This window comes from Streptomyces sp. NPDC006624, from assembly GCF_040611555.1.
In the GTDB taxonomy this organism is placed as follows: Bacteria; Actinomycetota; Actinomycetes; order Streptomycetales; family Streptomycetaceae; genus Streptomyces.
Window position 1 is genome coordinate 145,660 of sequence record NZ_JBEXOM010000006.1, and the last position, 25,894, is coordinate 171,553.

General features: G+C 72.8%; 25 protein-coding genes. 10 read left to right on the forward strand and 15 right to left on the reverse strand.

Annotation, left to right across the window (positions count from 1 at the left end):
• Positions 1 to 238 precede the first annotated feature (238 nt).
• The 3 genes from ABZY20_RS13605 to ABZY20_RS13615 all read left to right on the forward strand — a co-directional run bounded on the left by ABZY20_RS13605 (position 239) and on the right by ABZY20_RS13615 (position 3,403).
• On the forward strand, positions 239 to 1,807 hold the full coding sequence (locus tag ABZY20_RS13605) for a sodium:solute symporter family protein (protein WP_356441077.1): 1,569 nt from the start codon (positions 239 to 241) through the stop codon (positions 1,805 to 1,807).
• Between the two features lie 276 nt (positions 1,808 to 2,083).
• Positions 2,084 to 2,965 (forward strand): TNT domain-containing protein, encoded by an 882-nt coding sequence (locus tag ABZY20_RS13610; protein WP_356441080.1) that lies wholly within the window; start codon positions 2,084 to 2,086, stop codon positions 2,963 to 2,965.
• A 51-nt stretch (positions 2,966 to 3,016) separates the two neighbouring features.
• Positions 3,017 to 3,403, forward strand: a complete 387-nt coding sequence (locus ABZY20_RS13615) for a hypothetical protein (protein ID WP_356441083.1) — start codon at positions 3,017 to 3,019, stop codon at positions 3,401 to 3,403.
• Here the strand turns inward: ABZY20_RS13615 and ABZY20_RS13620 are convergent.
• Positions 3,388 to 4,503: an ADP-ribosylglycohydrolase family protein gene (locus tag ABZY20_RS13620; protein ID WP_356441086.1), complete on the reverse strand. Its 1,116-nt coding sequence runs from the start codon at positions 4,501 to 4,503 to the stop codon at positions 3,388 to 3,390. The two genes, ABZY20_RS13615 and ABZY20_RS13620, sit on opposite strands and share 16 nt — an antisense overlap.
• 678 nt (positions 4,504 to 5,181) lie before the next feature.
• Positions 5,182 to 5,637, reverse strand: coding sequence for an ATP-binding protein (locus ABZY20_RS13625; RefSeq protein ID WP_356441089.1), 456 nt, complete (start codon positions 5,635 to 5,637; stop codon positions 5,182 to 5,184).
• Positions 5,638 to 5,750: 113 nt separating this feature from the next.
• On the opposite strand from ABZY20_RS13625, the gene ABZY20_RS13630 reads away from it, so the two are divergent.
• The 3 genes from ABZY20_RS13630 to ABZY20_RS13640 are packed head-to-tail and all read left to right on the forward strand — an operon-like array spanning position 5,751 to position 7,285.
• Entirely contained in the window at positions 5,751 to 6,563 is an 813-nt protein-coding gene (locus ABZY20_RS13630) for a helix-turn-helix transcriptional regulator (protein WP_356441092.1), read from the forward strand.
• Positions 6,560 to 6,751 carry a DUF397 domain-containing protein gene (locus ABZY20_RS13635; RefSeq protein WP_356441094.1) on the forward strand — a complete coding sequence of 64 codons (192 nt, stop codon included), beginning with the start codon at positions 6,560 to 6,562 and terminating at the stop codon, positions 6,749 to 6,751. Before ABZY20_RS13630 ends, ABZY20_RS13635 begins: the two co-directional genes overlap by 4 nt.
• A gap of 21 nt (positions 6,752 to 6,772) precedes the next feature.
• A complete protein-coding gene (locus ABZY20_RS13640) occupies positions 6,773 to 7,285 on the forward strand; it encodes a DUF2165 domain-containing protein (RefSeq protein ID WP_356441096.1) in 513 nt (170 codons plus the stop codon).
• Here ABZY20_RS13640 and ABZY20_RS13645 read toward each other — a convergent pair.
• On the reverse strand, positions 7,278 to 7,844 hold the full coding sequence (locus ABZY20_RS13645; protein ID WP_356441099.1) for a hypothetical protein: 567 nt from the start codon (positions 7,842 to 7,844) through the stop codon (positions 7,278 to 7,280). The two genes, ABZY20_RS13640 and ABZY20_RS13645, sit on opposite strands and share 8 nt — an antisense overlap.
• A gap of 90 nt (positions 7,845 to 7,934) precedes the next feature.
• Positions 7,935 to 8,927: a glycosyltransferase family 2 protein gene (locus tag ABZY20_RS13650; RefSeq protein ID WP_356441102.1), complete on the reverse strand. Its 993-nt coding sequence runs from the start codon at positions 8,925 to 8,927 to the stop codon at positions 7,935 to 7,937.
• A gap of 99 nt (positions 8,928 to 9,026) precedes the next feature.
• Here ABZY20_RS13650 and ABZY20_RS13655 point away from each other — a divergent pair, with 99 nt between their 5' ends.
• Entirely contained in the window at positions 9,027 to 9,497 is a 471-nt protein-coding gene (locus ABZY20_RS13655; RefSeq protein WP_356441105.1) for a GtrA family protein, read from the forward strand.
• A gap of 37 nt (positions 9,498 to 9,534) precedes the next feature.
• On the forward strand, positions 9,535 to 10,947 hold the full coding sequence (locus tag ABZY20_RS13660; protein WP_356441108.1) for a hypothetical protein: 1,413 nt from the start codon (positions 9,535 to 9,537) through the stop codon (positions 10,945 to 10,947).
• Between the two features lie 4 nt (positions 10,948 to 10,951).
• Here ABZY20_RS13660 and ABZY20_RS13665 read toward each other — a convergent pair whose 3' ends face one another.
• From ABZY20_RS13665 to ABZY20_RS13705, 9 genes are all read right to left on the reverse strand, one after another.
• Positions 10,952 to 13,537: a bifunctional FO biosynthesis protein CofGH gene (locus tag ABZY20_RS13665; RefSeq protein WP_356441110.1), complete on the reverse strand. Its 2,586-nt coding sequence runs from the start codon at positions 13,535 to 13,537 to the stop codon at positions 10,952 to 10,954.
• A complete protein-coding gene (locus tag ABZY20_RS13670) occupies positions 13,534 to 15,003 on the reverse strand; it encodes an NAD(P)/FAD-dependent oxidoreductase (protein ID WP_356441113.1) in 1,470 nt (489 codons plus the stop codon). The genes ABZY20_RS13665 and ABZY20_RS13670 overlap by 4 nt, the downstream gene beginning before the upstream one ends.
• An 89-nt stretch (positions 15,004 to 15,092) precedes the next feature.
• Complete coding sequence (locus ABZY20_RS13675; RefSeq protein ID WP_356441116.1) at positions 15,093 to 15,299, reverse strand: hypothetical protein; 207 nt, start codon at positions 15,297 to 15,299, stop codon at positions 15,093 to 15,095.
• 43 nt (positions 15,300 to 15,342) lie between these two features.
• Positions 15,343 to 16,194: a serine hydrolase domain-containing protein gene (locus tag ABZY20_RS13680; protein ID WP_356441118.1), complete on the reverse strand. Its 852-nt coding sequence runs from the start codon at positions 16,192 to 16,194 to the stop codon at positions 15,343 to 15,345.
• A gap of 20 nt (positions 16,195 to 16,214) precedes the next feature.
• Positions 16,215 to 17,285, reverse strand: coding sequence for an HTTM domain-containing protein (locus ABZY20_RS13685; protein ID WP_356441121.1), 1,071 nt, complete (start codon positions 17,283 to 17,285; stop codon positions 16,215 to 16,217).
• Positions 17,282 to 17,923 (reverse strand): DUF5819 family protein, encoded by a 642-nt coding sequence (locus ABZY20_RS13690; protein ID WP_356441124.1) that lies wholly within the window; start codon positions 17,921 to 17,923, stop codon positions 17,282 to 17,284. Before ABZY20_RS13690 ends, ABZY20_RS13685 begins: the two co-directional genes overlap by 4 nt.
• A 7-nt stretch (positions 17,924 to 17,930) precedes the next feature.
• Positions 17,931 to 18,302 carry a hypothetical protein gene (locus ABZY20_RS13695; protein ID WP_356441126.1) on the reverse strand — a complete coding sequence of 124 codons (372 nt, stop codon included), beginning with the start codon at positions 18,300 to 18,302 and terminating at the stop codon, positions 17,931 to 17,933.
• Between the two features lie 251 nt (positions 18,303 to 18,553).
• Positions 18,554 to 18,826: a LuxR C-terminal-related transcriptional regulator gene (locus ABZY20_RS13700; protein WP_356441128.1), complete on the reverse strand. Its 273-nt coding sequence runs from the start codon at positions 18,824 to 18,826 to the stop codon at positions 18,554 to 18,556.
• 191 nt (positions 18,827 to 19,017) lie between these two features.
• Entirely contained in the window at positions 19,018 to 19,872 is an 855-nt protein-coding gene (locus tag ABZY20_RS13705; protein ID WP_356441129.1) for an LLM class F420-dependent oxidoreductase, read from the reverse strand.
• A 200-nt stretch (positions 19,873 to 20,072) separates the two neighbouring features.
• Here ABZY20_RS13705 and ABZY20_RS13710 point away from each other — a divergent pair, with 200 nt between their 5' ends.
• Together ABZY20_RS13710 and ABZY20_RS13715 are read left to right on the forward strand one after the other, a co-directional pair.
• Positions 20,073 to 21,587, forward strand: a complete 1,515-nt coding sequence (locus tag ABZY20_RS13710) for a CehA/McbA family metallohydrolase (protein WP_356441132.1) — start codon at positions 20,073 to 20,075, stop codon at positions 21,585 to 21,587.
• 91 nt (positions 21,588 to 21,678) lie between these two features.
• On the forward strand, positions 21,679 to 22,071 hold the full coding sequence (locus tag ABZY20_RS13715; RefSeq protein WP_356441134.1) for a nitroreductase/quinone reductase family protein: 393 nt from the start codon (positions 21,679 to 21,681) through the stop codon (positions 22,069 to 22,071).
• 220 nt (positions 22,072 to 22,291) lie between these two features.
• On the opposite strand, the gene ABZY20_RS13720 is transcribed toward ABZY20_RS13715, so the two are convergent.
• Together ABZY20_RS13720 and ABZY20_RS13725 are read right to left on the reverse strand one after the other, a co-directional pair.
• Complete coding sequence (locus tag ABZY20_RS13720) at positions 22,292 to 22,465, reverse strand: hypothetical protein (protein WP_356441137.1); 174 nt, start codon at positions 22,463 to 22,465, stop codon at positions 22,292 to 22,294.
• Positions 22,466 to 22,681: 216 nt separating this feature from the next.
• Entirely contained in the window at positions 22,682 to 25,675 is a 2,994-nt protein-coding gene (locus ABZY20_RS13725) for a BTAD domain-containing putative transcriptional regulator (protein ID WP_356441140.1), read from the reverse strand.
• Positions 25,676 to 25,894 lie beyond the last annotated feature (219 nt).

A 25,894-nucleotide genomic window follows, 5' to 3' on the forward strand; every position in this document is an offset into this window, starting at 1 on the left:
AGGGCGTGTCCGAGCCGATGCCGCCGACGCGGTGGCGTTCCTGGCGTCGGACCTGGCCCGGTCGGGCACCGAACAGTCGTTGCTGGTCAACGCAGAGAACTCGGCGCGATGAGTTCACATAGATGAACCAAGGCCATCACGCCGAACATTTTTACCTCCCTTTGACTCTACGGTCACTTGTCGTGCTCACGCGAAAGCACCCACGATGAGCGCCGGGCTGATCCCTGGGAGGGCGCACATGAACGGTCTCGACTGGGCCGTGCTCATCGGCTACTTCGCCGTGATGGTCGCGATCGGCGTCTGGTCGCACAAACGGGTGGACAACGTCAGCGACTTCTTCACCGCGGGCGGCAAGATGCCGTGGTGGCTCTCCGGCATCTCGCACCACATGTCGGGCTACAGCGCGGTGATGTTCACCGGGTACGCGGGCATCGCCTACACCTACGGCGTCACGTCCTTCGTCACCTGGTCCTTCCCCATCGCCCTCGGCATCGCCATCGGGTCGAAGCTGTTCGCGCCGCGCATCAACCGGCTGCGTTCCCGGCTCCACGTGGCCTCCCCGCTGGAGTACCTGAAGAACCGCTACGACCTGAAGACCCAGCAGGCGCTGGCCTGGTCAGGCATGCTGCTGAAGATCGTGGACGTGGGCGCGAAGTGGGCGGCGATCGCCACCCTGCTGTCCGTCTTCACCGGGATCTCCCTCAACCAGGGCATCCTCATCACCGGCGGCATCACGGCCATCTACTGCACGATCGGCGGCCTCTGGGCGGACGCGCTGACCGAACTCGGCCAGTTCGTCATCCAGTTGCTGGCCGGCATCGCGATGTTCGTGGCGGTGTTCGTCCGGCTCGACGAGCACGGCGGCTTCTTCGGCGTCTGGGACTCCCCCGAACTCCAGGGTCACGAGAAACCGCTGGTCGGCCCGTACGGCACGGTCTTCCTGCTGGCGTTCCTGTTCATCAAGCTCTTCGAGTACAACGGCGGCATGCTCAACCAGGCCCAGCGCTACATGGCCACCCCCAACGCCAAGGAGGCCGAGCGGTCGGCCCGGCTGTCGGCGATCCTCTGGCTGGTCTGGCCGCTGGTGCTGTTCTTCCCCATGTGGATGTCGCCGCTGCTGGTGGAGTCGCAGAAGCCGGACGGCTCCGACTCGTACGCCCTGATGACCGAACAGCTCCTGCCGCACGGCCTGCTGGGCCTGGTCATCGTCGGCTTCTTCTCCCACACGATGGCCATGTGCTCCTCGGACGCCAACGCCATCGCGGCCGTGTTCACGCGGGACTGCGCGCCGGTGATCTGGGCACGGGCCCGGGCCTGGAACGAGAGCCAGGGCCTGCGGGTCGCCCGGATCGCGACGGTCGTCTTCCTCGGTCTGTCCATGGCGGCGGCGACCCAGGTCAACTCCCCGACGTTCAAGGACATCATCACGGTCGTCATCAAGTGGGTGGCCGGGCTGATGGGCCCGATGGCGATCCCGATGATGCTGGGCCTGCTGCGGGCGTTCCGCCGCTCCGGCCCGACGGCGGCCCTCGTCAGCTGGTCGATGGGCCTGCTCGCCTTCTGGCTGGTGAACTACCCGGTCAACTGGAACATCGAGGGCGGCGTGCCGCTCCAGTACCAGGTGTCCATCCCGCTGGCGGTCTCGCTGGTGCTGTACATCCTCATCGGCTACCTCAAGCCGGAGGACACCCCGGAGCGGCTGGAGCTGATCGAGAAGATCAACACCGACGGGGACAGCGCCGCGGCGGCCGTGCCGGCGCCGGCGGCGAGTGCGGGGGACGCGGTGGGCACACGCGTGCCCGACTGACCCGGCAGGGCACCCGGCCGGCCGCACGCCCCGCACCCGGTGCGGGGCGTGCGGCCGTGTGACACCGGTGGCCGCGTGACACCGGGCGGCCGCGTGACACCGGCGGCCGTGTGACACCGGCGGCCGGTCGCCCGACTCGTTCGGACGCAGCCCGGCACGTCCGCTCGAACTCGCCGGTCTCCTTCGCTGTAGTGATCTCGCCATCCCGGCCCTTCCCCAGTCGCCTCCCGGTCCTCGGGCGGCCCGGGTCCGGGATGCGTCCACAGAGGAGGTTCAGTGAGATCACCGAGACGTCGTGCCGGCCTCGCGGCCGCGTTCGGCCTGGCCGGTTCCCTGGTGATGGGCGCGTCCGTCCCGTCCGCGGCCACCGAGGCCGGCGACGGCGGCCGGCCGGGTGCCCCCGAGCACGTCCGGACCGGCACGCCCGCGCTCCCGTCCGCGGAGCCGCCCGCCGCAACGGGGGACGACCACGGCAGGCCGCGCGCCTGCAAGGGCCTGGTGCCGTACCCGATCCCCGAGGCCTACCGCTCGTACTACTTCTGCGGTGACTGGCGGCTCGGCCCCCGCCACCTGCCGTCCCACGGGCTGCTCGGGGACATCCTCCGGGGCTACGACCGGCTCGGGGGGCTCAGCGCGGTGCGGTTCCTGGACAAGTGGTGGAACCCCGCCCTCGACTCGGGCCAGGGCGACTGGAAGTACCCGCCGGACGACGGCTTCGCGCACAACGCCCAGGGCGGCGTGATCGCGGCGCCGCTGCGGCTGCGGGCGGGGCAGAACGTGATGCTCGACCGCTTCGGCAACGAGGCGGGGCGGTTCCTCGCCGCGGCCGGCACGAAGTACGGGAAGCGGTCGATCCCGCCGTCCAGCCTCAACCCCAGCGACCCCCGCTACCCGTACAACTACCACCTGTACCGGCTGGCCAAGGACGTCACCGTGTGCGCCGGTCCGGCCGCCCCGGCGTTCGAGCAGCCGGGCGGGGCGCCCCAGTACGTCACGTCGAGCAGCTTCTGCCCGAGCATCCCCCGCACCACGGTCGGCGACCTGGTGAACAACGGGACGCTGGTGCGCGTGCGGGTCCCCGCCCAGCACGAGAAGCACGACGCGCACGGCAAGCACCACACGCCCGCCGCGGAGGGCCTGAGGGCGCTCACCAGGTGAGGCCGCGACGCGGGACCGGGCCCGTGCCGCCCCCGGTGGGAGACTGACCCCATGGACCGGTTCCAGCTGTGCCGGGCCCTGCGGGAGGCCGGGGTGCCGGAGGCGTACTACGAGATCCCCGGTTGTCCCGGCGGCCACCGCACGGCCGAGCGCTACTTCCTCGAGGAGCGCGACGGCCGGTGGTGCGTGGGGGTCCACGAGCGCGGCACGCGAGAGGTGTTCGAGCGGTTCACGGACGAGGACCGGGCCTGCCGGTGGCTCCTGGACCGCCTGACCGACCGGGGACCGGACCCCGTCCCGGCGACCCCGGAGGAGACGGAGCTGCTCCTGCACGACAGCGACGGCATCCAGCGCCGGGCCCGGGAGGAACTCGACCGGGCCCTCGCGGAGGCCGGCCGCCGAACCGGAAAGCGGCCTCCCGGTCAGGCCCGGGGATAGCGGGCGAGCCACCCCGGTGACGATCCGCCGGGCCCGTGCAGCGCGGGCCCCTGGGTCATCTCCATGGCGAAGTCGTCGGCCAGCTCCAGCATCGTGGGACGGCCCTCCAGCTCGGCCAGCCAGGCCGGCGGGAGGGCCGTCTCGCCGTGCAGGGCGCCGAGGAGGCCGCCCGTCAGCGCGCCGGTGGCGGCGGACGGCCCGTCGTGGTTGACCGCGAGACACAGCCCGTGCCGGACGTCGGCGGCGACCAGCGCGCAGTACACGGCGGCGCCGACGACGCCCTCGGCGGTGCCGTTCCCGCACAGCTCGGCGACCCGCTCGGGTCCGGGCAGGCCCTGGCGCACGGCACCCAGCGCCTGCTGGAGCGCCTCCGACACCGGCTGGTGCCCGGGCCGGGCGGCGAGCAGCGCGAAGGCCCGCTGCACGGCCCCGTCGAGACTCTCGCCCAGCGCCAGCGCGTGCACGAGCACGGCGTACGCGGCGGCCGCGAGGTACCCGGTGGGGTGACCGTGGGTCTGCGCCGCGCACTCCACCGCGAGCTGCGCGACCAGCTGCGGCTCCCACCCCACGAGCAGCCCGAAGGGGGCCGACCGCGCAGCGGCCTCCGGCCCCAGCTCACCGGGGTTCTTCGGGGCGTCCAGGGTCCCCATGGTCTGGTCGCCGAGCCCGAGGAGCAGCGCCCGGCCGGGGTCCCGCCGCGCGTACAGCCACTCCTCCCGCGCGAGCCACCCGTCCTCCTTGCGGCGCTCGTCCGGTCCCCAGTCCCGCTGGGTGGCGGCCCAGCGCAGGTACGCCCGGTGCAGATCGGTCGGCGGGTGCCAGGCGCCGGTGTCCCGCCGCACCTGGGCCCTGATCAGCCCGTCCACGGAGAACAGGGTCAGCTGGGTCAGGTGGGTCACTGCGCCGCGCCTGCCGTAGGCGGGGGCGAGGTCCAGCAGGCCCTCGGCCCCGTGGGCCTCCCGGATGCGGTCGATGCCCACCCCGTCGACGGGCGCCCCGAGCGCGTCCCCCACGGCGACGCCGAGCAGGGTCCCGCGCACCCGGCTGCGGAAGTCCTGCTGCTCCGCACGCCCCCAGACGGCACCGGCAGTCGCACCCACCTTGACCTCCCAGGGGCCGTCCATACGTACGACGCCCAGCACTGTAATCGAACGGGGAGGGGCGGCTCAGGGGGGCGGATCTGCGATCAGCCGTACCAGGTCACGTTGCAGACATAGAGACACTCATGGCGAGGGACCGCGAGAAAACTGATGAAACCACGCCCGCCGAGCAGATCGAACTCACGCAGCCCGGCTTCCCTGTCGAAGGGTCTGCCGACCCTCACTGAGTCGTGACCCCTCGATCGCGACGAAAACGGCCCAGGAGTGCACGAAGGCACGCAGGGGCGCCAGGCTCTGGGTCTGCTGGGCATTGGTCGTGGCCTCGAAGAGGTGCTGTGTGAGCACCGGAAGCCGACTGGGAGCGATCCGGGCCACGGCATCGCGAAGCGCGTCCGGAGTCAGCTGAGGCTTGGGGATCAGCGGTCCGTACGGGCCGTCGCTCTGAGCACTCACGGTGACCTCCGGTACCGGCGAACGCAGCGGGGAGCCGTAGGGACTGACAAGGCCGGGTGACTCCTTCCCGGCACCGCCAGGCCGCCCGGCGTTCGGCGGTGCGGCAGTCCCGGCAGGAGCCCGGGTGGTTGGTGATGTTCACCCCTGCGGGTGAGCCGTGGGGGCGGTGGGGGCGGGTGGGTTCTTTCCCCGGTTCTTCGGTTCTTGGCGTCGGGACCGGCCGGGTCATGAACGGCCGCGATCCGGCGGGCCCTCGGCTGCGCCGAGCGCCACCTCGGCCCACACCGTCTTGGCACCGGCCGGTGCCGCCGTCACGCCCCAGTGGTCCGCGTACGCCGCGACGATGCGCAGGCCCCGGCCGCCCTCCGCGTCCTCCGCCACCGGGTCCGGGACACGGGGGACCCGGTCACCGCGGGCGTCGGTGACCTCCACCCGGAGCGTGCGGCCGGCGCGCAGCGTCAGCCGCAGCCGGAAGTCCCGGCCCGGGACCCGGCCGTGCCGTACGGCGTTGGACGCCAGCTCCGCCACGACCTGCGCGGCCTCGTCGTACGGCTCCCCCCACGCGTCGAGCTGGCGCTCGGTCAGCAGGCGGGCCAGCCGGGCACCCCTTCGGGTGGCGGACAGCTGCACCGCGAAGTGCCGGGCGAGGGGCGGGGCTTGCGTGGGGGATTTCTGGCTCATGTCACCCAGCGTGGCCGTTCGTCCCTACCCTGAACAGTGATGACCTCGGTACGCAGCGTGACTGTCCGGTCGCGTGACGGGGTCGTCCGGCTCGTACGTCAGGGAGGGACAGCGTGGAGGACGAGGAAGCGGCGGCCGTACTCAGGACCGTCGGACGGCAGATCAAGATGTGGCGCGAGGCCGCGGGGCTGAAACAGGCGGAGTTGGGGGCGGCCATCGGGTACGGCGAGGAAATGGTCTCCTCCGTGGAGCGCGCCCGGCGCGTCCCGAAGCCGGACTTCCTCGACAAGGCCGACGAGGTCCTCGGCGCGGGCGGCAAACTCGCCGTGATGAAGGAGGACGTGGAGAAGGCGCGGTATCCGAAGACCGTTCGGGATCTGGCCAGGCTGGAGGACCAGGCCGTTGAGCTGGGGGCCTACTCCGCCCTTCACATCCACGGGTTGCTCCAGACCCCGGAGTACGCCCAGGCGCTGTACGGGATGCGGCGCCCCGCGTACAGCGAGGACGAGATCGAGCGCCATGTGGCCGCGCGCATGGCCCGCAAAGCCGTCTTCGATCGGGTGCCCCGACCGCTGGTCACCTTTGTCCAGGAAGAGATGACGTTGCGGCGGCCGCTCGGAGGCAAGATGGTGATGCGCCGCCAGCTCGAACACCTACTGCGGGTGGCCGAGTTGCGGCACGTCGAGATCCAGGTCATGCCCATGGACAGGGAGGACCACGCGGCGGTGATGGGTTCGTTCCGGCTGCTGAAGCTTCAGGGTGGCAGGGCACTCGGCCACACCGAAAGCCAGCTGTACGACCGGGTGATCAGCGACCCGAAGGACGTGCAGGTCCTCGACATGCGCTATGGCATGATCCGGGCCCAAGCCCTCTCGCCCCATGACTCGTTGGCCTTCGTTGAAAAAGTGCTGGGAGAAGAGACGTGACCACTGACCTCACCTGGTTCAAGAGCAGCTACAGCGGCAACGACGGCCCCGACTGCCTCGAAGCCGCCATATCCCCGACTCCCGCCCCCGCCCTCCACATCCGCGACTCCAAGAACAGGGACGGCGCCCGCCTCGCGTTCACCCCCCGTGCCTGGGGCGAGTTCCTGGAGTTCGCCACGTCGCGCTGATCCGTCGGCAGAATGATCGACATGGCCACCTCAACCCCCCAACGCGGCGCCCTGTCCCTCGCCGCCATGCTGCTCACCGCCACCGTCGCCCTCTACATGGCGCTCGTCGCCTTCGGGAACATCACCGACTTCGGGACCAATCAGCAGTTCGTCCGGCACGTGCTGGCGATGGACACCACGTTCAAGGACGAGGACCTGATGTGGCGGGCGGTCACCAGTCAGGGACTTCAGGACGCCGCCTACGTCGCGATCATCGTCTGGGAGACGGCCGCCGCGCTGCTGCTCATATACGGGAGCTGGCTGTGGGCCCGGCACGACGCCGTGGGCGCCCGGCGGATGTCGACGTACGGGCTGCTGATGGTGATGCTGCTGTTCGGGGCCGGGTTCATCGCGATCGGCGGTGAGTGGTTCTCGATGTGGCAGTCGAAGGACTGGAACGGGCTGGACGCCGCGACCCGGGTGTTCGTGCTCAGCGGGGTCGTGCTGATCGTCAACCAGCTCGCGGGGACGCGTACGGAGACGTCCGCTACCTGACCACCGTCACGGTCGTGCCGACCGTGCCGAACGCCCACAGTGCCGTGCCGTCCGCCTTCTTCATCCGGACCCCGCCGGTCTTCCCGCCGGAGGCGGCGGGCGGCGGGGACGACCCGTCGACCGCGTTGGAGAAGGCGACGGAGACGCCGTCCCGCGCGGCGAAGTACAGGATGTGCTCGATCTGGACGCCGTCGGATCCGGTCGTGGCCGCGTTGCGGGACGAGATCGTGTAGGTGCCGGGGTCGGGGCTGACCGTGCCCGGCCAGACGGTGAACGTCCGGCGGGCCGCGTCGCTCGCGTCGACCAGCCACACCCGCTTCTCGCCGAGCGAGTACACGATGCGGCGGCCGGTGCCGGAGCCGTCCGGCACCCTCTCCGGCGCGGAGGCCGTGGGCGTGGACGTGGGCCGCACGGGCGCCGACGCCGAGCTGCTCGGCTTGTCCGAGGCCGCGGTGGGGTGCGGGCCCTGATCCGCCTGCACGGCCAGGACCGTCACCGCGGCTATCGCTCCCACGGTCAGCCCGCTCACCCAGGCCCACGAAGGAAGTCGGGCAGGCACCGGCACGCATCTCCTCAGTCACGGGACCCCGCACAGCATCGGGGTTCCGATCATCGTACTGCGCGCACGGGGCTCCTCCGGCGGGCGGTCTCAGGCGCCGTCGGCGGTCTTGCGGACCGGCACCGGGCCCGTGCCGGCGCCCCGTCCGGCGTAGCGGGGCGGGCGGACGGGGGCCGGGTAGGCCAGGTGCACCAGCCGGGTCTGCTCCTGCCGCATGTGCGTGAGGGACTCCAGGATGTAGCCCACCAGCAGCACCAGCGCGGCGATCGTCATGATCGCGGCGGCGAGGATCGCCGTGGGGACGCGCGGCACGGTGCCCGTCTCGACGAAGTCCGCGATGACGGGGATGCCGAGGATCAGCGAGACCAGGGCCAGGACTCCGGCGATCACGGTGTGGACGAGCGAGGGGCGCTCGCGGCGTGCCAGGTCGAGGATGACCCGCAGGATGCGCCAGCCGTCCCGGTAGGTGCGCAGCTTGCTCTCGCCTCCGGCGGGGCGCACGCGGTAGTCCGTGACGACCTCCGCGGTGGGCAGCCGCAGGTGCAGCGCGTGGATCGTCATCTCGGTCTCGGTCTCGAACTCGCGGGCCAGCGCCGGGAAGGACTTCACGAAGCGCCGCGAGAAGACCCGGTAGCCGCTGAGCATGTCGGTCACGTCGTTGCCGAAGAGCGAGCGCACCGCCCCGGTGAGCAGTTTGTTGCCGACCGCGTGCCCGGTCCGGTAGGCCCCGTCGTCCGCCACCCGGCGGGCGCCCACGACCTGGTCGTACGGTCCCTCGAAGAGCAGGTCCACGAGATCGCGGGCGCGGGAGGCGTCGTAGGTGTCGTCCCCGTCGACGAGGAGCAGCGCGTCCGCGTCGACGTCCGCGAAGGCACGGCGGATGACGTTCCCCTTGCCCTTGCGGTGCTCCTGCCGGACGATCGCGCCCGCCTGGCGGGCGACCTCCGCCGTGCGGTCGGTGGAGGCGTTGTCGTAGACGTACACGACCGCCTCGGGCAGGGCCGCGCGCAGGTCGCGGACCACCTTGCCGACGGCGGCCTCCTCGTTGTGACACGGCACGACACAGGCGATCGTCGGTTCCACTGCCTCGCCCCCCTTCATACGGGTGTCGGATGGTACGAAATGATGCGATATGCGCGAGCCCGCGCGGCGGGGGCGCGCCGGGTGGCTACCCTCCCCTTTGTGCCGGTTCTCGCCTCTCTGACCCGTTCCGTACGCGACGCCGTACAGGGCATCTGGCGCGAGGCCGCCACGTTCGGGGTCGTCGGCGCGCTGGCCTTCGTCGTCGACAACGGCGGCTACAACCTGCTGGTCTTCGGCCTGCCCGGGGAGGGCGGCGACGGGGTGATGCGGACGGCGCCCGTGCAGGCGTCCGTGCTCGCGACGGCCGCGGCCGCGCTGTTCAGCTGGGTCGGCAACCGCTACTGGACCTACCGCCACCGGCACCGCGAGAACGTGGCCCGCGAACTCGCGCTGTTCCTGGTGGCGAACGGGGTCGGGCTCGCCATCACGGCGGGGACGGTCTTCGCCTCGCGGCAGCTGCTCGGGCTCGACTCGGCGCTCAGCGACAACACCGCCCGCGTCTTCGGCTGGGTGCTCGCGACCCTGTTCCGCTTCTACACCTACCGGCGCTACGTCTTCGTCGCCCCCTGACCGGCCGGTTTCCCGACGAGCCGTTAGCATCCGGCACATGGGACAAAAGGTATGGATGTGGCGGCGGGGGCGGCGCTGGCCGTGGGTCCTGGCCGCCGTCGCCGCACTCTGCTGCCTGGGCACGGTCCTGGTCTTCGCCCCCGGCTTCCTGAGTCCCGACAGCCTCGACCAGCTCCGGCAGGCCCGGGGCGAAAGGCCGCTGACGGACTGGCATCCGCCCGTGCTGAGCCTGGTGTGGCGGGCGCTGATCGCCGTCACCGGCTCGATCGCGTCCCTGCTCGTGGTGCAGTCGCTCGTCCTGTGGGGCGCGCTGTGGGTGCTGGCCTGGTGCGTGTGGGAGGTGACCGGGCGCCGGGGCGGTTCGCTCGCCGTGCTCGGGGTCGGTCTCGCCCCCTTCGTGCTGACCTTCGCCGGGGTGGTGTGGAAGGACGTGCACGCCGCGTTCGCGCTGCTCGCCGCCTGCGCGGTCGCGGTCACCGGGCTGCGTCTCAGGGGCCGGCCCGTCCGCCCGGTCGTGCGGTGGGCACTGCTGTGGCTGGGCGTGCTGTTCCTCGCCTACGCCATGCTGGTGCGCAAGAACGCCTTCGTCGCCGCGGTCCCCGTCTTCGCGCTGCTCGTCCTCGCGCTGTGGCCCGCCCCCGGGCGCCGCACCTGGACGCTGTGCACGGCGGCCCTGGTGGCCGGGCTCGTGGTGCCGGCCGCCGCCATCTCCCTGTTCGCGAAGCCGCTGCGGACCGAGCAGAGTGCGCAGATCATGCTCGACGACCTGGTGCACGTGCTGAGCGTGGACGAGCTGCGCGCGGCGGACGTCCGGCCCGACCTGCGCGACCGGCTCGTGGCCTCGGCGCGGGAGTGCGCCCGCACCGGCGTCCTCTCCGACGCCTACTGGGCCTGCTACGAGCGCCCCGCCGACGGGCTGCGCGGCGACTCGGGCGCGCTGACGTCCCTGTGGCTGCGGGAGATGAGCGGGCACGTGCCGGAGTATCTGCAGTACCGGCTGCGGCTGTTCGCGACCCTGCTGTTCGAGACCGACTACACGTACAAGGCGGGGATCAGCCGCAACGACCTCGGCGTCGAGGTGGCCCACCCCCGGCTGGAGGACATGCTCGGCACGTACGTCGACGGCATGACGGCGGACCTGCGGTGGCTGTTCCGCGGCTGGTTCTGGCTGGCCGTGGCGCTCGCCCTCGCGATCCGGCCCGGCCGGGGCGCCTTCGCCCTGCCGGTCCGGGTCCTGGGCGTCAGCTCGGCGGCCTACGTCCTCGGCTATCTGCCGATCATGCCCGCGACGGACTTCCGCTACGTGTACTGGCCGGCGCTGGCGGGCGCCCTCGGGCTGGTGCTGCTGTGGGCCGGACGGGGCGTGCCGCCCCCGCGGCCGGAGCGGCCCGGCGCCGCCGCCGGCCGCGCCCTGACGGCGCACCAGCCGGCGGACACCGGGGGCCGGTAGCGGGTCAGTCCAGCACCGGCAGCAGCTCCGGCAGGTGCCCGTCCGACGCCCGGGCCGCCCGCTGCCGCTCCTCGGGCACCTCGCCGTAGAGGGTGGTGCGGGGCCTGGCGGGACGCCCGGCCGCCTCCGCCACGGCGATCAGGTCCCCGACCGACTTGTACGAGCCGTACGACGAGCCCGCCATCCGGGAGATGGTCTCCTCCATGAGCGTCCCGCCGAGGTCGTTCGCGCCGGAGCGGAGCATCTCGGCCGCGCCGTCCGCGCCCAGCTTCACCCAGCTGGTCTGGATGTTGCGGATGTGCGGGTGCAGCAGCAGCCGGGCCATGGCCGTGACCGCGCGGTTGTCCCGCACGGTCGGGCCGGGGCGGGCGATCCCGGCCAGGTACACCGGCGCGTTGGTGTGCACGAACGGCAGCGTCACGAACTCGGTGAAGCCGCCGGTGCGCTGCTGGATGCCGGCCAGGGTGCGCAGGTGCCCGAGCCAGTGCCGGGGCTGGTCGACATGGCCGTACATCATCGTCGAGGACGAGCGGATGCCCAGCTCGTGGGCGGTCGTCACGACCTCGATCCAGTCGGCGGCGGGCAGCTTGCCCTTGGTGAGGATCCAGCGGACCTCGTCGTCGAGGATCTCGGCGGCCGTGCCCGGGATGGTGTCCAGGCCCGCCTCCTTGGCGGCCGTCAGCCACTCCCTGATCGACAGGCCGGTGCGGGTCGCGCCGTTAACGACCTCCATCGGCGAGAAGGCGTGCACGTGCATGCCGGGGACGCGTTCCTTCACCGCCCGCGCGATGTCGAAGTACGCGGTGCCGGGCAGGTCCGGGTGGATGCCGCCCTGCATGCAGACCTCCACCGCGCCCACGTCCCAGGCCTGCTGGGCCCGGTCGGCGACCTGCTCCAGGGAGAGGGTGTAGGCGTCGGCGTCGGTGCGTCGCTGGGCGAAGGCGCAGAAGCGGCAGCCGGTGTAGCAGACGTTGGTGAAGTTGATGTTGCGGGTGACGATGTAGGTGACGTCGTCGCCCACGGCCGACTTGCGGACGTCGTCGGCGACCCGGGCGAGGGCGTCCAGCGCCGGGCCGTCCGCGTGCAGCAGGGCGAGGGCCTCGTCGTCGGTGAGCCTGGTCGGGTCGTCGGCGGCCGTGCGCAGGGCCTGCCGTACGTCGGTGTCGATGCGCTCCGGTGCCATGCCGGGGGCGGCGGCCTCGCGCAGGGCGTCCCAGTCGCCGTACACCTCGTCGAAGTCGTCCCGGCGGTCCGAGGTGCGGCCCTCGGTGTCGATCGAGGTGTGCAGGTCGGTGCGGCCGGACGCGGCGAACACCTCCTCCGGCTCCTGCCAGGGCAGGCCCCGTGGCAGGGCGTCCGGGCGGGCGAGGCCGGTCTCCGGGTCGGCCAGCGCGGCCACGTGCGGGCGCAGCCGCGGGTCCAGCCACGGCTCGCCGCGCCGCACGAACTCCGGGTAGACGCACAGGCGTTCGCGCAGCTCGAAACCGGCCGCGCGGGACGTCGCGGCGAGCTGCTCGATCTGCGGCCAGGGGCGCTCGGGGTTGACGTGGTCGATGGTGAGCGGGGAGACCCCGCCCCAGTCGTCGATGCCGGCGCCGATCAGCCGCTCGTACTCGTCGTCGACGAGGTTGGGCGGCGCCTGGATGTTGCCGCCCGGGCCCATGAGGAGGCGGGCGACGGCGACCGTGGCGACCAGGTCGTCCAGTTCCGCGTCGGGCATGCCGCGCATCGCGGTGTCCGGCTTGGCGCGGAAGTTCTGGATGATCAGCTCCTGGATGCCGTGGTAGGAGCGCGCGACCTTCCGCAGCGCGAACAGGGACTCGGCGCGCTCCTCGTAGGTCTCCCCGATCCCTATGAGCAGCCCGGAGGTGAAGGGCACGGAGGACCGTCCGGCGTCCTCCAGGACCCGCAGGCGCACCGCGGGCTCCTTGTCGGGCGAGCCGTGGTGGGGACCGCCCGGCTCCGACCAGAGGCGGGTCGCGGTGGTCTCCAGCATCATGCCCATGCTGGGGGCGACCGGCTTCAGGCGCTGGAAGTCCGTCCAGCTCATGACGCCCGGGTTCAGGTGCGGAAGCAGGCCCGTCTCCTCCAGGATCCGGATGGAGATGGCCCGGACGTAGGCGAGGGTGTCGTCGTAGCCGTGCGCGTCGAGCCACTCGCGCGCCTCGGGCCAGCGGTCCTCGGGCTTGTCGCCGAGGGTGATGAGGGCTTCCTTGCAGCCGAGTGCGGCGCCCTTGCGGGCGATGTCCAGCACCTCGTCCGGGGACATGAACATCCCGTGGCCCTCCCGGCGCAGCCTGCCGGGGACGGTGACGAACGTGCAGTAGTGGCACTTGTCCCGGCACAGCCGCGTCAGCGGGATGAAGACGCTCTTGGAGTACGTGATGACGCCGGGCCGGCCGGCCGCCTCCAGGCCCGCGTCCCGCACCCGGGCCGCCGAGGCCGACAGGTCCTCCAGGTGCCCACCCCGCGCCTGGAGCAGGACCGCCGCCTCGGCGACGTCGAGGGAGACGCCGTCCCTGGCCCGTTTCAGGGCGCGACGCAGGGAGTTCTCGGTGGGGCCGGTTCCGGAGGTCGCGGGAGTCGTCATCCTTCGAGCATACGATCGCCCTGATCAGCCGGGGCGTGAGCGGTCGGGCCCGCCCCCGGCCACTCCCGCAGCGCCGCCCTGGCCGCGTGGTAGCCGCACATACCGTGCACCGACGGGCCCGGCGGGGTCGCCGAGGAGCACAGGAACGTGCCCGGCAGGGGCGTGCGGTAGGGGTTCCAGCGCGGCACCGGACGGGCCAGCGTCTGCCACAGGCTCATGGCGCCGGAGGCGATGTCACCGCCCACGTAGTTCGCGTTGTACGCACCCAGCCGCGCCGCCGTGACGCCGCGTTCGGCGAGCACCGTGTCGGTGAAACCGGGGGCGTGGGTCTCCAGGGCGGCGCGGATCACCGGCAGCGGGTCCCGCGTGTCGCCGTGGGGTACGTGCGCGTAGGCCCAGACCGGTCTCCTGCCGCGCACGGCCCGGGCCGGGTCCGCGGCGGCCGGGTCGACCACGATGACGTACGGGTGCCCGGTCCGCAGCCCCCGGGCCGTCGCCGTCTCGGCGCGGGCCAGCTGCGGTGCCGTGCCGTGCGTGCCGCCCAGGTGGATCGTGGCGGCCCGGGACAGACGGGGGTCGCTCCAGGGGATCGGGCCCTCGACGAGGAAGTCGGCCTTGGCGGCGCCGGGGCCGTAGCGGTAGCGGGACAGCGCGCGGAGGTAGCCGCCCGGCAGGGGGGCGATCCGGGCCAGTTCGCGGGGCGAGACGTCCAGCAGGGTGAGTCGGCGGGCGGGCAGGTCGTGCAGGCTGTCCACCCGGACCCCGGTGTGGATGCGGCCGCCGAGCCGCTCGATGTGCGCGGCCATGACGGCGGCGACGGCGTGCGAGCCGCCCCGGGGGACGGGCCAGCCGGTGGTGTGGGCGAGGTGCCCGAGCAGCAGCGCGACGGCGGCGGACGCCGGAGAGGGCAGCCGGCCGATGCCGTGGGCGGCCACGCCCGTCAGCAGCGCCCGGGCCGCCTCGGTGCGCAGCCCGCCGCCCACGCGCAGGGCCTGCGCCGGCAGCCGGGGGGCCAGCACGGCCAGGGCCCGCGGGTTCGGGGGCGTGCGCTGGGTGGAGAGCATCAGCTCCACCACGTCCGCCGAGCGCTCCATCAGCGGCAGCATCAGCCGCCGCCAGCGCCGCCCGTCCGCGCCCAGTTCCGCGCAGGTGGTGTCGAGGTCGCGCCAGGCCAGCACGGCCGGGCGGCCCTTGAGGGGATGGGCGTAGGCGGCGGGAGAGTGCAGCAGCGGAACGCCGTGCCCCGCCAGGTCCAGGGACCGCATGAACGGGGAGACCGGCGCCATGGGGTGGACCGCGGCGCAGATGTCGTGCAGCACCTCCGAGTCGAACAGGGCCTCCGAGCGCAGCCCTCCGCCGATCCGCTCGTGCGCCTCGAACACCTCGACGCGCAGGCCCGCGCGGGCGAGGGTGAGCGCGGCCGCGAGCCCGTTGGGCCCGGAGCCGACGACGACGGCGTCCGTCATGCGGGTCCCCCTTGGTGGAAAGGCCGACCGTGGACGGGCCGGTCAGCGGACAGGCCGGCCATGGACAGACCGGTCAGCGGACAGGCCGGTCAGTGGAAGGCCAGCCACCCGATGCCCACGGCACAGGTGAGACCGGCGGCGGCCACGGCGGCCGGGCGGTGGCGGTGCAGCGCGAACCACACCAGCGCGGCGGTCACCAGCACCGCGGCCGTGCCTATCGCGGCGCGCAACGGCCCGTCGCTGTAGCCGTACTCGCCGAAGTGCTGCGCCAGCCAGCCGAACCAGGCGATCCTCATGATGTTCCCCGTGCTTCTCTCGGTGTCGTGCGGGTGCTCGTGATCAGTTCTCGCCGCGCGGGGCGGGAGCCCCGAGGAGGGTCTTCCTGGCGAGGCTGTCGGTGCGGGCCGGGTCGCCCAGGCGGTGCAGGACGAGCCAGCGGCCGTCATCGTGCGCCGCCGCCACGACGGACGAACCGCGGGTGGAGCCGTTGTGCCAGGTGATCGACGGACCCCGCTGCCAGCTGGGCGCGGGCGGGCCCAGCCGTTGTTCGACGAGCAGGCCGACGACGACCCGGGACAGGGTCCGGCAGGTGGACCACAGGCCGCCCGAAGGCAGGATCGGTCCGGTCAGCGTCCACAGGGGCCGGGGCCGGCCGAACAGGCCGCGCGGGACCAGACGCCGTTCCTGCGGCGGCAGCGCGGTGACCGAGCCCGGCTCCAGCCCGAGGGGCGACAGCACCTGCTCGTCGACGAGTTGCTGGTAGGAGCGGCCCGTGACGGACGTGAGCGCGTACCCGAGCACCGCGTACCCGAGGTTGGAGTACTCCTCCTCGCCCAGCCGGCCCGTGGCCACGCGGTCCAGCTCGCGCAGCGAGGCGCGCAGGGCCTCCTCGGTGAAGGCCGCGTACGGGTCGTCGGGCGGACCGGAGGGGCCGACGGGCAGGCGCGGCAGGCCCGAGGTGTGCTCGGCCAGGTGTCTCAGCGTGATGCCCGTCCCCGCGGGCACCTCCGGAAGGCACTCCTCCAGCGGGGTGTCCAGGCCGAGGACGCCGTCCTCGGCCAGCCGGGTCAGGACGGTTCCGGTGAACACCTTGCTGAGGGACCCGATCTCGACGAACCGGTCCTGGTCATGGCCGTGGGCGGCCCGGTCGTCGATACCGGGGCCGCCCAGCAGGCAGGTCGGGGTGGGCACGTGGGGTGTCGCTCCTGTCGTCAGACGAGTTCGGCCTCGGGTGCGGCCGACTTGGTTCCGTTCTCCCCGCTCGCGGGGGCCGCCGGCGCGGATGCCGCGGGCCCCGCATGGGGCTCCGTCTCGGGCCCCGCATCGGGTTCCGTCTCGGGCTCCGCCTCGGGGTTGCGGGCCCCGGGCAGCAGGCCCTTGATCCGGAGCACCGCCCGGTCGAGGGCGCCGGAGAGGAAGACGAGATCACAGGCGATCATGGTCAGCGCGAAGCCGGTCAGCCCCATGAAGAACGCGATCGACAGGTGGAAGCAGATGGACGCGGCGGCCGCCCAGGGGCGCAGCGCCGGGACGAGCACACCCAGGGGGAAGTACACGAGGAAGGCGACCGTTCCGTAGGTGCCGAGCACTACCAGGAAGTCGCTCTCGTACACCAGGTTCGACCAGCCGGGCAGTTCGAACTCCGCGACGCGCATGATGTAGAAGAGCGCGGTGCCGTCCTGCCACTCCTCGCCCATCACCTTGTACAGGCCGGAGACGACGTAGACGAGGCAGATCTGCGCGGCCACCATGAGGACGCCCAGGTTGTGGAACGGCACGGACACCGCCCGCAGATGCCCCGGGACCCGCTCGGCGAGACGGCTCGCGAGGCCGGTCGGCAGGGCGAAGCGGTCGTAGCAGCGCGTCAGCAGCAGGAACGGGATGACGACGTAGGCGAGGTTGTCGCCGCCGTCGAGGAGACCGGGCTGCCGCTGGTAGACGGACCACAACAGGGCCCAGTGCAGGGCCAGTCCGGGCCGGCCGCCGACACCGAGCGTCACGGCCAGCGCCACCGCGATCCCCAGGTGGAAGACGACCTGGAAGAACACCGGCGACGCGGACAGCGCGTAGACGCTGAAGCCGGTCAGCTGGGCCGTGAACTCGTCGTGCGGCAGCACCCCGTCGGGCCCGAACAGGTAGTTCCGCTCCCGGTACTGACCGACGTAGTACATGAGCCCGACGAAGCCGAGGAGCGCGCGCGTTCCCGAGACGCCGGTGACGGCGACCGGGTTCAGCGACCAGGAGTCCAGCCGGCCGGTGACGTTCTTCAGGGCGTTCCTCATCGCAGGTCCCGGGTCTTGTGCCAGGAGAAGTCCTTCACCAGGACCTTCCCTTCGGCGGACGGGTCGTGACGCTTGGACCACGGCGGCAACTCGTGGACGTACATACGGACCTGTACCTTCTCGGCCTTTCCGTCGCACGCGTCGGGCATCTGGTCGTAGGCGTACCGGGACAGCCCTTTCACGGCCTCCGCCTCGGTGGCCTTCTCGTAGGGCAACGGGGGCAGTGCGGGTTTCTTGTCGTTGGTCTGCTGCTGCCGCAGTCTGCGCAGGAGTTCCTCGCTGCTGGTGATGTTCTGCAGGTGCGCGGAGACGATACGGACCTCACGCGACGGGAAGAACCGGGAACTCTGCGCCTTTTCCACTCCCCGGGCCGAGACGTCGTAGTACGGCGACACCGATCCGTCCGCGCAGGCGGCCCGGGCCAGGACGCCGCGGTCGTCGGAGACGGGCGTCGGGGCGAAGAGCTGCCAGTTCTGCGAGAAGTACGGGTCGAGGTATTCCGCCACGGTGTCGCCGTAGACGAGTTTCGCGGGGCTGAGGGGCGCCTGGGACAGGGCGGCCATGGTCATGTGAGCGCCCAGGAGGGCGCCGCCGACAACGAGCGCCGCCCTCCTGGTCGTGCGATACGTGGTCGTCACGTGGTGCTTACCGGTCGAAGACCGAGTCGGCCGTGACTCCCTGCGGCAGGTCGGCCGGAGGGGCGAAGATGGCGCCGTGCGACAGCATGTTGTCGGCGTTGCTCTTCGCGACGACGGCCATGCCCTTGCCGACGGCCGTGGCCTTGTTGGCCGCCTTGGTGGCGGCCTTGCCCACGGACTTGGCGGCCTTGCCGACGAGGGAACCGATGGCCTGCGGGGCCTTGTCCTGCGACGGCTGGGCGGCGGCCACGGGCGCGGCCGGCTGGGCCGGAGCGGCCTGGGCGCTGCCCTGGGTGGCGACGAAGAGGGCGACACCGGCGGTGGCGACACCGGCGGCGGTGGCGATCTTCTTGATGTTCATCGGGTTCTTCTCCCCCATGATGGTGATCCAGGTACGGACGAGCCATGCGCCCGGTGTGGTGTTCCGGAATGGTGCACACGCATGGCGAACAACGCCGTTGAGCCTGCCATTTGCGGGGCGGGCCCTCCATTGCCTCTTGCGGCATTGCCGGGTGGGGCATCGCCGCTTCAGGCATGGCCGCTTTCGGCAATGCCACTTTCGGCAATGCCGCTTCAGGTATTGCCGGGTGCGGCATCGCCCGATGCGGCATTGCCCAATGCGGCTATGCCTCAGGAGGCGATGGCCTCCTTCGTGAGGGTCTCGTAATGATGGAACGCCACCAGGCCGGCCTCGAATCTGGATCCCAGTTCCAGTTTGCGCACGATACTGGTGACATGTGCGCGGACGGTGCGTTCGGCGATGCCGAGGCTCCTGGCGAGCACGCGATTCGACTCGCCTTTGGCCAGGTGGCGCAGTACTTCGCGCTCCCGGCCGGTCAGACGCGCCAGCGTCTCCCCGTCCACGGAGACGTCGAACGGCCGGGTCTCTGCGACCGTGGTCAAGTGAAATCTCCCCCTGTTTGCTTTCCTGCCGGTCCGGAAAACGACACGACAGGACGAGCCGGTCACACCTACGGGCGGGCGGTGGTCAGTCGCCACGCCGGTGTTCACCCGGCTCGGTTGTTTACTCGCAGTTTAGTAGGGGGAGACGGACCCGAACCAGCCAGCGTGGGCTGAATCACAGTCAGAAACCCTCACTGGCCTGAGATATAGGGCTCGTACGCCTCCAGGGCCTTCAGCACCTCGCTCTCCCTCCCCGGCGGCAGCTGCGCCACGACCTCCTCGATGCCGAGGTCGGCGAAGTGGTCGAGCTTGCCCGGAGTGGGGTGGACGGCGTACGGGACGACCTGGAGTGCCTCGGGGTCGCGGCCCGCCTCGGCCCAGGCGGCCCGCAGGACGGGCAGCGCCTCGCCGAGCCCTCGCCCGCCGATGGGCAGCCAGCCGTCGGCGTACTCGCTGATGTGGGCGAACAGCTTGGGTCCGGCGGCCCCGCCGACGAGCGTGCGCGGGCCGGCGACCGGACCGCGCGGCGCCCGCACGGGCTTGGGGTACGCGTGGCTGGCCCGGACGCCGCCGAACTCCCCCTCGTACGCGACCGGTTCCGGCGACCACAGCGCCCGCATCAGCGCCATCCGGTCCCGGACCAGCGCGCGCCGGGTGCTCCAGTGGACGCCGTGGTCGGCGGCCTCCTCGACGTTCCAGCCGAAGCCGAGGCCGAGGGTGAACCGGCCGCCGGAGAGGTGGTCCAGCGTCGCGACCTGCTTGGCCAGGGCGATCGGGTCGTGCTGGGCGACGAGCGTGATGCCCGTGCCCAGCCCGAGCCGCTCGGTGACGGCGGCGGCCTGGCCGAGCGCCACGAACGGGTCGAGGGTGCGGCCGTACTCGCGCGGCAGCTCCCCGCCCGCCGGGTACGGGGTGGTCCGCTCGACGGGGATGTGCGTGTGCTCGGGCAGGTACAGCCCGGCGAATCCGCGCTCCTCCAGCTCCCGGGCCAGCCGGGTGGGGGTGATCGTCTCGTCGGTGAGGAAGATCGTTACGGCGATACGCATGGACCATCTCTACCCGAGGGCGAGCCGGGTGTCGATACCGACTGGTCGGCATCGCCCGGCGGGCGTGTGGCCCGTTTCCTTGCTCCCCGCCCCCGGATCGCCTTCCCTTGCACGCCGGTTCACGCCTCGATACCAGGGTTGAACGCACCACCCCGCACCACCCATGCCCGGTCAACCGACGACACCTTGGGAGCGGCAGCATGTGCGAGGACCACCACGGCGGACCCGGCCGGCGGACCCTGTTCGTGACGGGAGCGGCCGCCGCGCTTACGTTGGGGAGCGTGAGCTTCGCTTCGGCGGCCGACGGCGGCCAGGAGAGCAGAACGCTGCGCGGCACCCTGCCGCCCGGCTCGCCCGACTTCGTGTACGTGCCCGTCGAGGTCCCGGCCGGCGTCCGGGAGCTCAAGGTCGCCTACGCCTACGACCGGCCGTCCGTGCCGGCCGGCACCACGGGCAACGCCCTGGACATCGGCGTCTTCGACGAGCGCGGCACCGAACTGGGGGGCAAGGGCTTCCGGGGCTGGTCGGGCGGGGCGCGCACGGAGTTCTTCATCCGCGCCGACGACGCCACGCCCGGCTACCTCCCGGGCCCGGTGCGCGCGGGCACCTGGCACATCGCGCTCGGCCCGTACACGGTCGCCCCGCAGGGTATGGCGTACGAGATCACCGTCACCCTGACCTACGGGGAGCCGGGCGAGGCAGCGCGGCCGGTGTATCCGCCGGAGCGGGCCAAAGGGCGGGGCCGGGCCTGGTACCGGGGCGACTGCCATCTGCACTCCTGGTACTCCGACGGCCGCCGCACCCCCGCCGAGATCGGGGAGCTGGCCCGGGCGGCCGGGCTGGACTTCATCAACTCCTCGGAGCACAACACGCACGCGGCGCACGCCCATTGGGCGGACGTGGCCGGGGACGACCTGCTCGTCCTGCTGGGCGAGGAGGTCACCACCCGCAACGGGCACGTCGTGGCGCTCGGCACCGACCCGGGCACCTTCGTCGACTGGCGCTACCGGGCCCGGGACAACCGCTTCGGCCGGTTCGCCCGGCAGATCCGGCGCGCCGGGGGCCTGGTCGTGCCGGCGCATCCGCACGCCACCTGCGTCGGCTGCAACTGGAAGTTCGGCTTCGGCGAGGCCGACGCGGTGGAGGTGTGGAACGGCCCCTACACGCCCGACGACGAGGTGGCCCTGGCCGACTGGGACGGCATGCTGGTGGCGTCCGTGCGGGACGGGCGCGACTGGCTGCCCGCGATGGGCAGCAGCGACGCGCACCGCTCCCCCGACGCCGTGGGCAGCCCCCAGACGGTCGTGCTGGCCGACGACCTGACCCGCGAGGCCATCCAGGAGGGCATCCGCTCGGGACGCTCGTACGTCGCCGAGTCCGCCCGGCTCTCGCTGTTCTTCGGGGTGTCCGGCGGGCGGGGCGGGCACGCGGGCATCGGCGAGCGGCTCGAGGTGGACCGCGACACCCCGGTCACCGTCCGCCTGGAGGTCACGGGCGCCCCGCGCTGCACGGTCCGCTTCGTCACCGACCAGGGCGTGCTGCACACCAGCGCCCCGCTGCCGGTGTCGGGCGAGGGCACCGTGGAGTGGCGGACGACGCCGTCGTACGCGGCGTACGTACGCGCCGAGTTGCGGCACGAGGCGGCGGCGGGGCCGGTGCCGGGGGCGCTGGCGGCGTTCACGAACCCGGTGTTCCTGGGACGGCGGGAGCGCTGAGGACGCCGCCTGTCCGCCGCGCGCCCTGCTGGGGGCGAGCCGGTGACGGTAGCGTCGTCGTGCCCACCGGCCACACGGAGGAGACCCGACCATGTCCCGCTTCGCCGACCTGCGGTACCGCGGCGCCACGGCCTTCCAGCGCCGCGTCAATCCCCTGCTGCGCCGCCTTCCCTTCCAGACGGTCCTGGAGACCCGGGGGCGCGTCTTTGGGCTGCCCCGGCCGACTCCCGTGGGCGGGCGGCGGGTCGGGGACTGCTTCTGGCTGGTGTCGGAGTTCGGCGAGCGCGCGCAGTACGTGCGCAACATCAAGGCGGATCCGCGGGTGCGGGTGCGGATCCGGGGGCGCTGGCACGAGGGCACCGCGCACCTGCTGCCGGACGACGACGCCGTGGCGCGGCTGCGGCGGCTGCCCCGGTTCAACGGCCTCGCGGTGCGGGCGCTGGGGACGGATCTGCTGACGGTGCGGGTCGATCTGGCCGGCTGAGGCTCACCCCGGCCGGACGATCGCCCGCACCTCGCCGCGGGCGTGCGGCGCGCGGGAGCCGGCGTCCCCGCCGGCGCCGCTGTGCCTGGAGCCGCCCGGACGGCGCGGACCGGGCCGGCCGGTGAGACGTGGTCGATCAGGTGCCCGGACACCCGGACACACTTCGGCCGCGACGGCTTCCCCTCCGCGCCGCCGCGGCCGAACCCCGTGTGATGAAGGCTTACTTCACCGGCTTGAAGGGCTCCGACGTGGCGTGCAGGTCCTTGGTCTCCAGCGGCTCGTCCGTGGCGTGCAGGTCCTGCGTCTTCAGCGGCTCGTCGGTGGCGTGCAGGTCCTCGGTCTTCAGCGGCTCGTCGGTGGCGTGCAGGTCCTGCGGCTTGAGCTGGTCGCCCATGATCGTCAACTCTCCTTGGCGTGGATCAAGCAGTGAGATGGCGGGCCCGCCCGGTCACTCCCCCGAGTCCGACCGGACGGGCCCACTCGGGCCCCTCACCCTGGTTCCCGGTGGGGGCCCGTTGCGGCGACCCGTCTGCCCCCCGACGCGACGGATCGACTGCGTCCATCATGGCGAGGAGCGATAAACGAATGATGAACGCGGCGCCCCGGCCTCTCAGGCGGCGCGCGCCGGGGACAGCAGCGCGCGCACCTCGGCCGCCTCGGGCGACCCCAGCTCCTCGTAGATCACCGCGGCCTCCTGCCAGCAGACCTGGGCGCGGCCGGTCTGGCCTATGCCGCTGAGCGCCCGGCCCAGGGCGGTCAGCACGTTGCCGCGCCGCCACGCGCCGCCGATGCCGCGGAGCACCGTGAGCGCCATCTCGGCGTTCGCGGCGGCCTGCGCCGGACGCCGGGCGGCGAGATCCACCTCGGCCAGCCGGAACAGGCTCATGCCCTCCCACAGGCGCTGCCTGCTGTCGCGGAACACCTCCAGCGCCTCGTGGAGCCGGGCGGCCGCGTCGCCCAGCTCGCCGCTCTGGGTGAGGGCGAGTCCGAGGGCGTAGCGGGCGTTGGCCCCGCGCATGGTGTTGCCCATGGCGTCGTAGATGCCGATGCCCTCGCGGGCCAGGGCGACCGCGCTCTGGGTGCGCCCGGTGGCGAGGTGGATCCGGGACAGGTTGCACAGCGCGGCCGCCTCGCCGGGCCGGTCGCCCAGGGCCCGGAAGTGCTCGATGGCCCGGGAGAGGTGCTCCTCGCCGTCCTCGTGCCGGTTCTGGTAGAGCGCGATGATGCCGCGCGCGTTGCGGGCCCAGCACACCGGCAGCAGGTCGTCGGCGGCCTGGGCGAGCCGGATGGCCCGTTCCGCCTCCTGGTCCGCCCGCTCGAAACGGCCGCTCACGTGGTGCACGTTGACGAGCGTGGTCAGCGCCCGGGCCTCGGCCCGCCCGAAGTCCCCCGCGCGGGCCGCGTCCAGCAGCGCCTCCGCCGTCGCCTCGTACTCGCGGGCGTTGGCCCCCGACTCGGAGAGGTCGTGGGCGGCCCACAGCAGATCGATCGCCCGGGTGAGCGTGTCCGGCCGCCCCGCGGACTGCCGTACGCACGCCAGCAGGCAGATGGCCTCCGCGTACAGCCAGTCCTGGGCCGCGTGCCGGTCGCCGAACCGCAGCCCGGGATGGTCCGTCGGCGCCAGGTGGTCCACCAGCCGGTCCCCCGGCCGCTCGATCGCGTACACCCCCGCCGCCGACGCCAGGTAGAAGTCCAGCAGGCGGGACAGGGCCGCCGCCCGCTCGCTGGGGGGCTGTTCGTCGCGCTCCGCGCACGCACGCGCGTAGAGCCGGACCAGGTCGTGGAAGCGGTAGCGGCCGGGGGCGGCGGACTCCAGGAGGGACGTGTCGACGAGGGACTCCAGGAGGTCCTCGGTGTCCTCCACGGGGAGGTCCAGGACCGCTGCCGCCGCCGCGAGGGAGATGTCGGGGCCGTCGGCCAGTCCGAGGAGGCGGAAGGCGCGGGCCTGGGCGGGCTCCAGCTGGCCGTAGCCGAGCTCGAAGGTGGCCTTGACGGCGAGGTCGCCGGCCTGCAGTTCGTCCAGGCGGCGGCGCTCGTCGGCGAGCTTCGCCGCGAGGACCGAGACGGTCCAGGTGCGCCGGGCCGCCAGGCGGGAGGCCGCGATACGGATCGCCAGCGGCAGGAAACCGCAGGCCGCGACCACGTCCAGGGCGGCCTTCCGCTCGGACGCGACCCGTTCCTCGCCGACGATCCTCGTGAACAGCGCCAGCGCCTCGTCCGGGGACATCACGTCCAGGTCGACCAGGTGGGCGCCCGCCAGGTCGACCATCCGCACCCGGGAGGTGACCAGGGCGGCGCAGCCGTCCGTGCCGGGCAGCAGGGGGCGGATCTGGGCGGCGTCGCGGGCGTTGTCCAGCAGGACCAGGACACGGCGGCCGGCGAGCACCGAGCGGTACAGCGCCGCGCGTTCCTCCAGGGAGTCGGGAATCGCGGAGTCGGCCGTGCCGAGGGCGCGCAGGAACGAGCCCAGGACCGTCTCCGGCTCGGCGGCCCGGGCGCCCGCGCCCTGCAGGTCGACGTACAGCTGCCCGTCGGGGAAGGACGCGCGTGCCTGGTGCGCCACGTGCACGGCGAGGGTCGTCTTGCCGACGCCCCCGATGCCGGCGAGGGCCGAGACCGCCATGACGCGGCCCTCGGCGGAGGCCAGGATGCCGCCGAGTTCCCGGACGAAGGCGGCCCGGCCGGTGAAGTCGGGCACGGTCGCGGGCAGTTGGGCCGGGCGGACCGGGACGGAGGCGGGTTCGGGGGCCGGGGAGGAGGGCTCCGCGAGACCCGGGTCCGCCTGGAGGATCCGCTGCTGCAGCTCGCTGAGGCCGGGGCGCGGATCGACGCCGAGTTCGTCGGCGAGCAGGCGCCGGGTGTCGGCGTACACGGCGAGGGCCTCGGCCTGGCGGCCGCTGCGGTACAGCGCGAGCATCAGCAGCTCGCGCAGCCGTTCGCGCAGCGGGTGGGCGGCGGTGAGGGCGGTGAGCTCCGAGACGGCCTCGGCGTGGCAGCCCTGCTCCAGGTCCATGTCCAGCCGGGACTCCAGCAGTTGGAGCCGCCACTCCTCCAGGCGGACGCGCTGCGCCTCCGCGTACGGGCCCGGCACACCGGCCAGGGTCTCCCCGTCCCACAGGGCGAGGGCCCGCCGCAGCGTGGCGCGGGCGTGGCAGAGGTCACCGGCCGAGCGGGCCTTCTCCGCCTCGGTCGCGAGGTCCTGGGCGACGGACAGGTCCAGGGCGCCGTCGGCGAGGTCGCGGACGGCGTACCCGCCCGACTCGCTGGCCAGGACGCCCGGGTCCAGGATCTTGCGCAGGCGGGAGGCGTACGTGCGCAGCGCCGCCAGGGCCTGCGAGGGCGGTTCCTCGCCCCAGAGGGCGTCGATCAGCTCGGCGGCCGTGGCCGTACGGCCCTCGCGCAGCAACAGGGCGGCGAGCAGGGCGCGTTGCTGGGGAGAGCCGGTGCTGATCGGCTCCTCGCCGCGCCAGGCCCGTACGGGCCCGAGCACGCTGAAGCGCAGCGGCACCGGCGCCGCCGGTTCCGGTGAACTCGGCACCGGGGCCGAGGAGTCGGGACGCCGCTGCTCCGGTACGCGCGGTACACCCTGCGGTACACCGTCCATGCAGTCCCCCTAGACATCCTGAGCAACCCCGCCAGTTTGCCTTGTGTACGGCGGATACGTCAGCCGCGGGAGACACCGATCACAGGCCGGCGCACGGGAGTCCACAAGGTCCGCACACTCTCTCCGCACGTGGGTGAGGGCCCACCGCTTGGCACGCCGGGGCGAGGACTCCCCCTTCCCTCGAAGGGGGACTCCCCACGAAGGGGGACTCCCCACGAA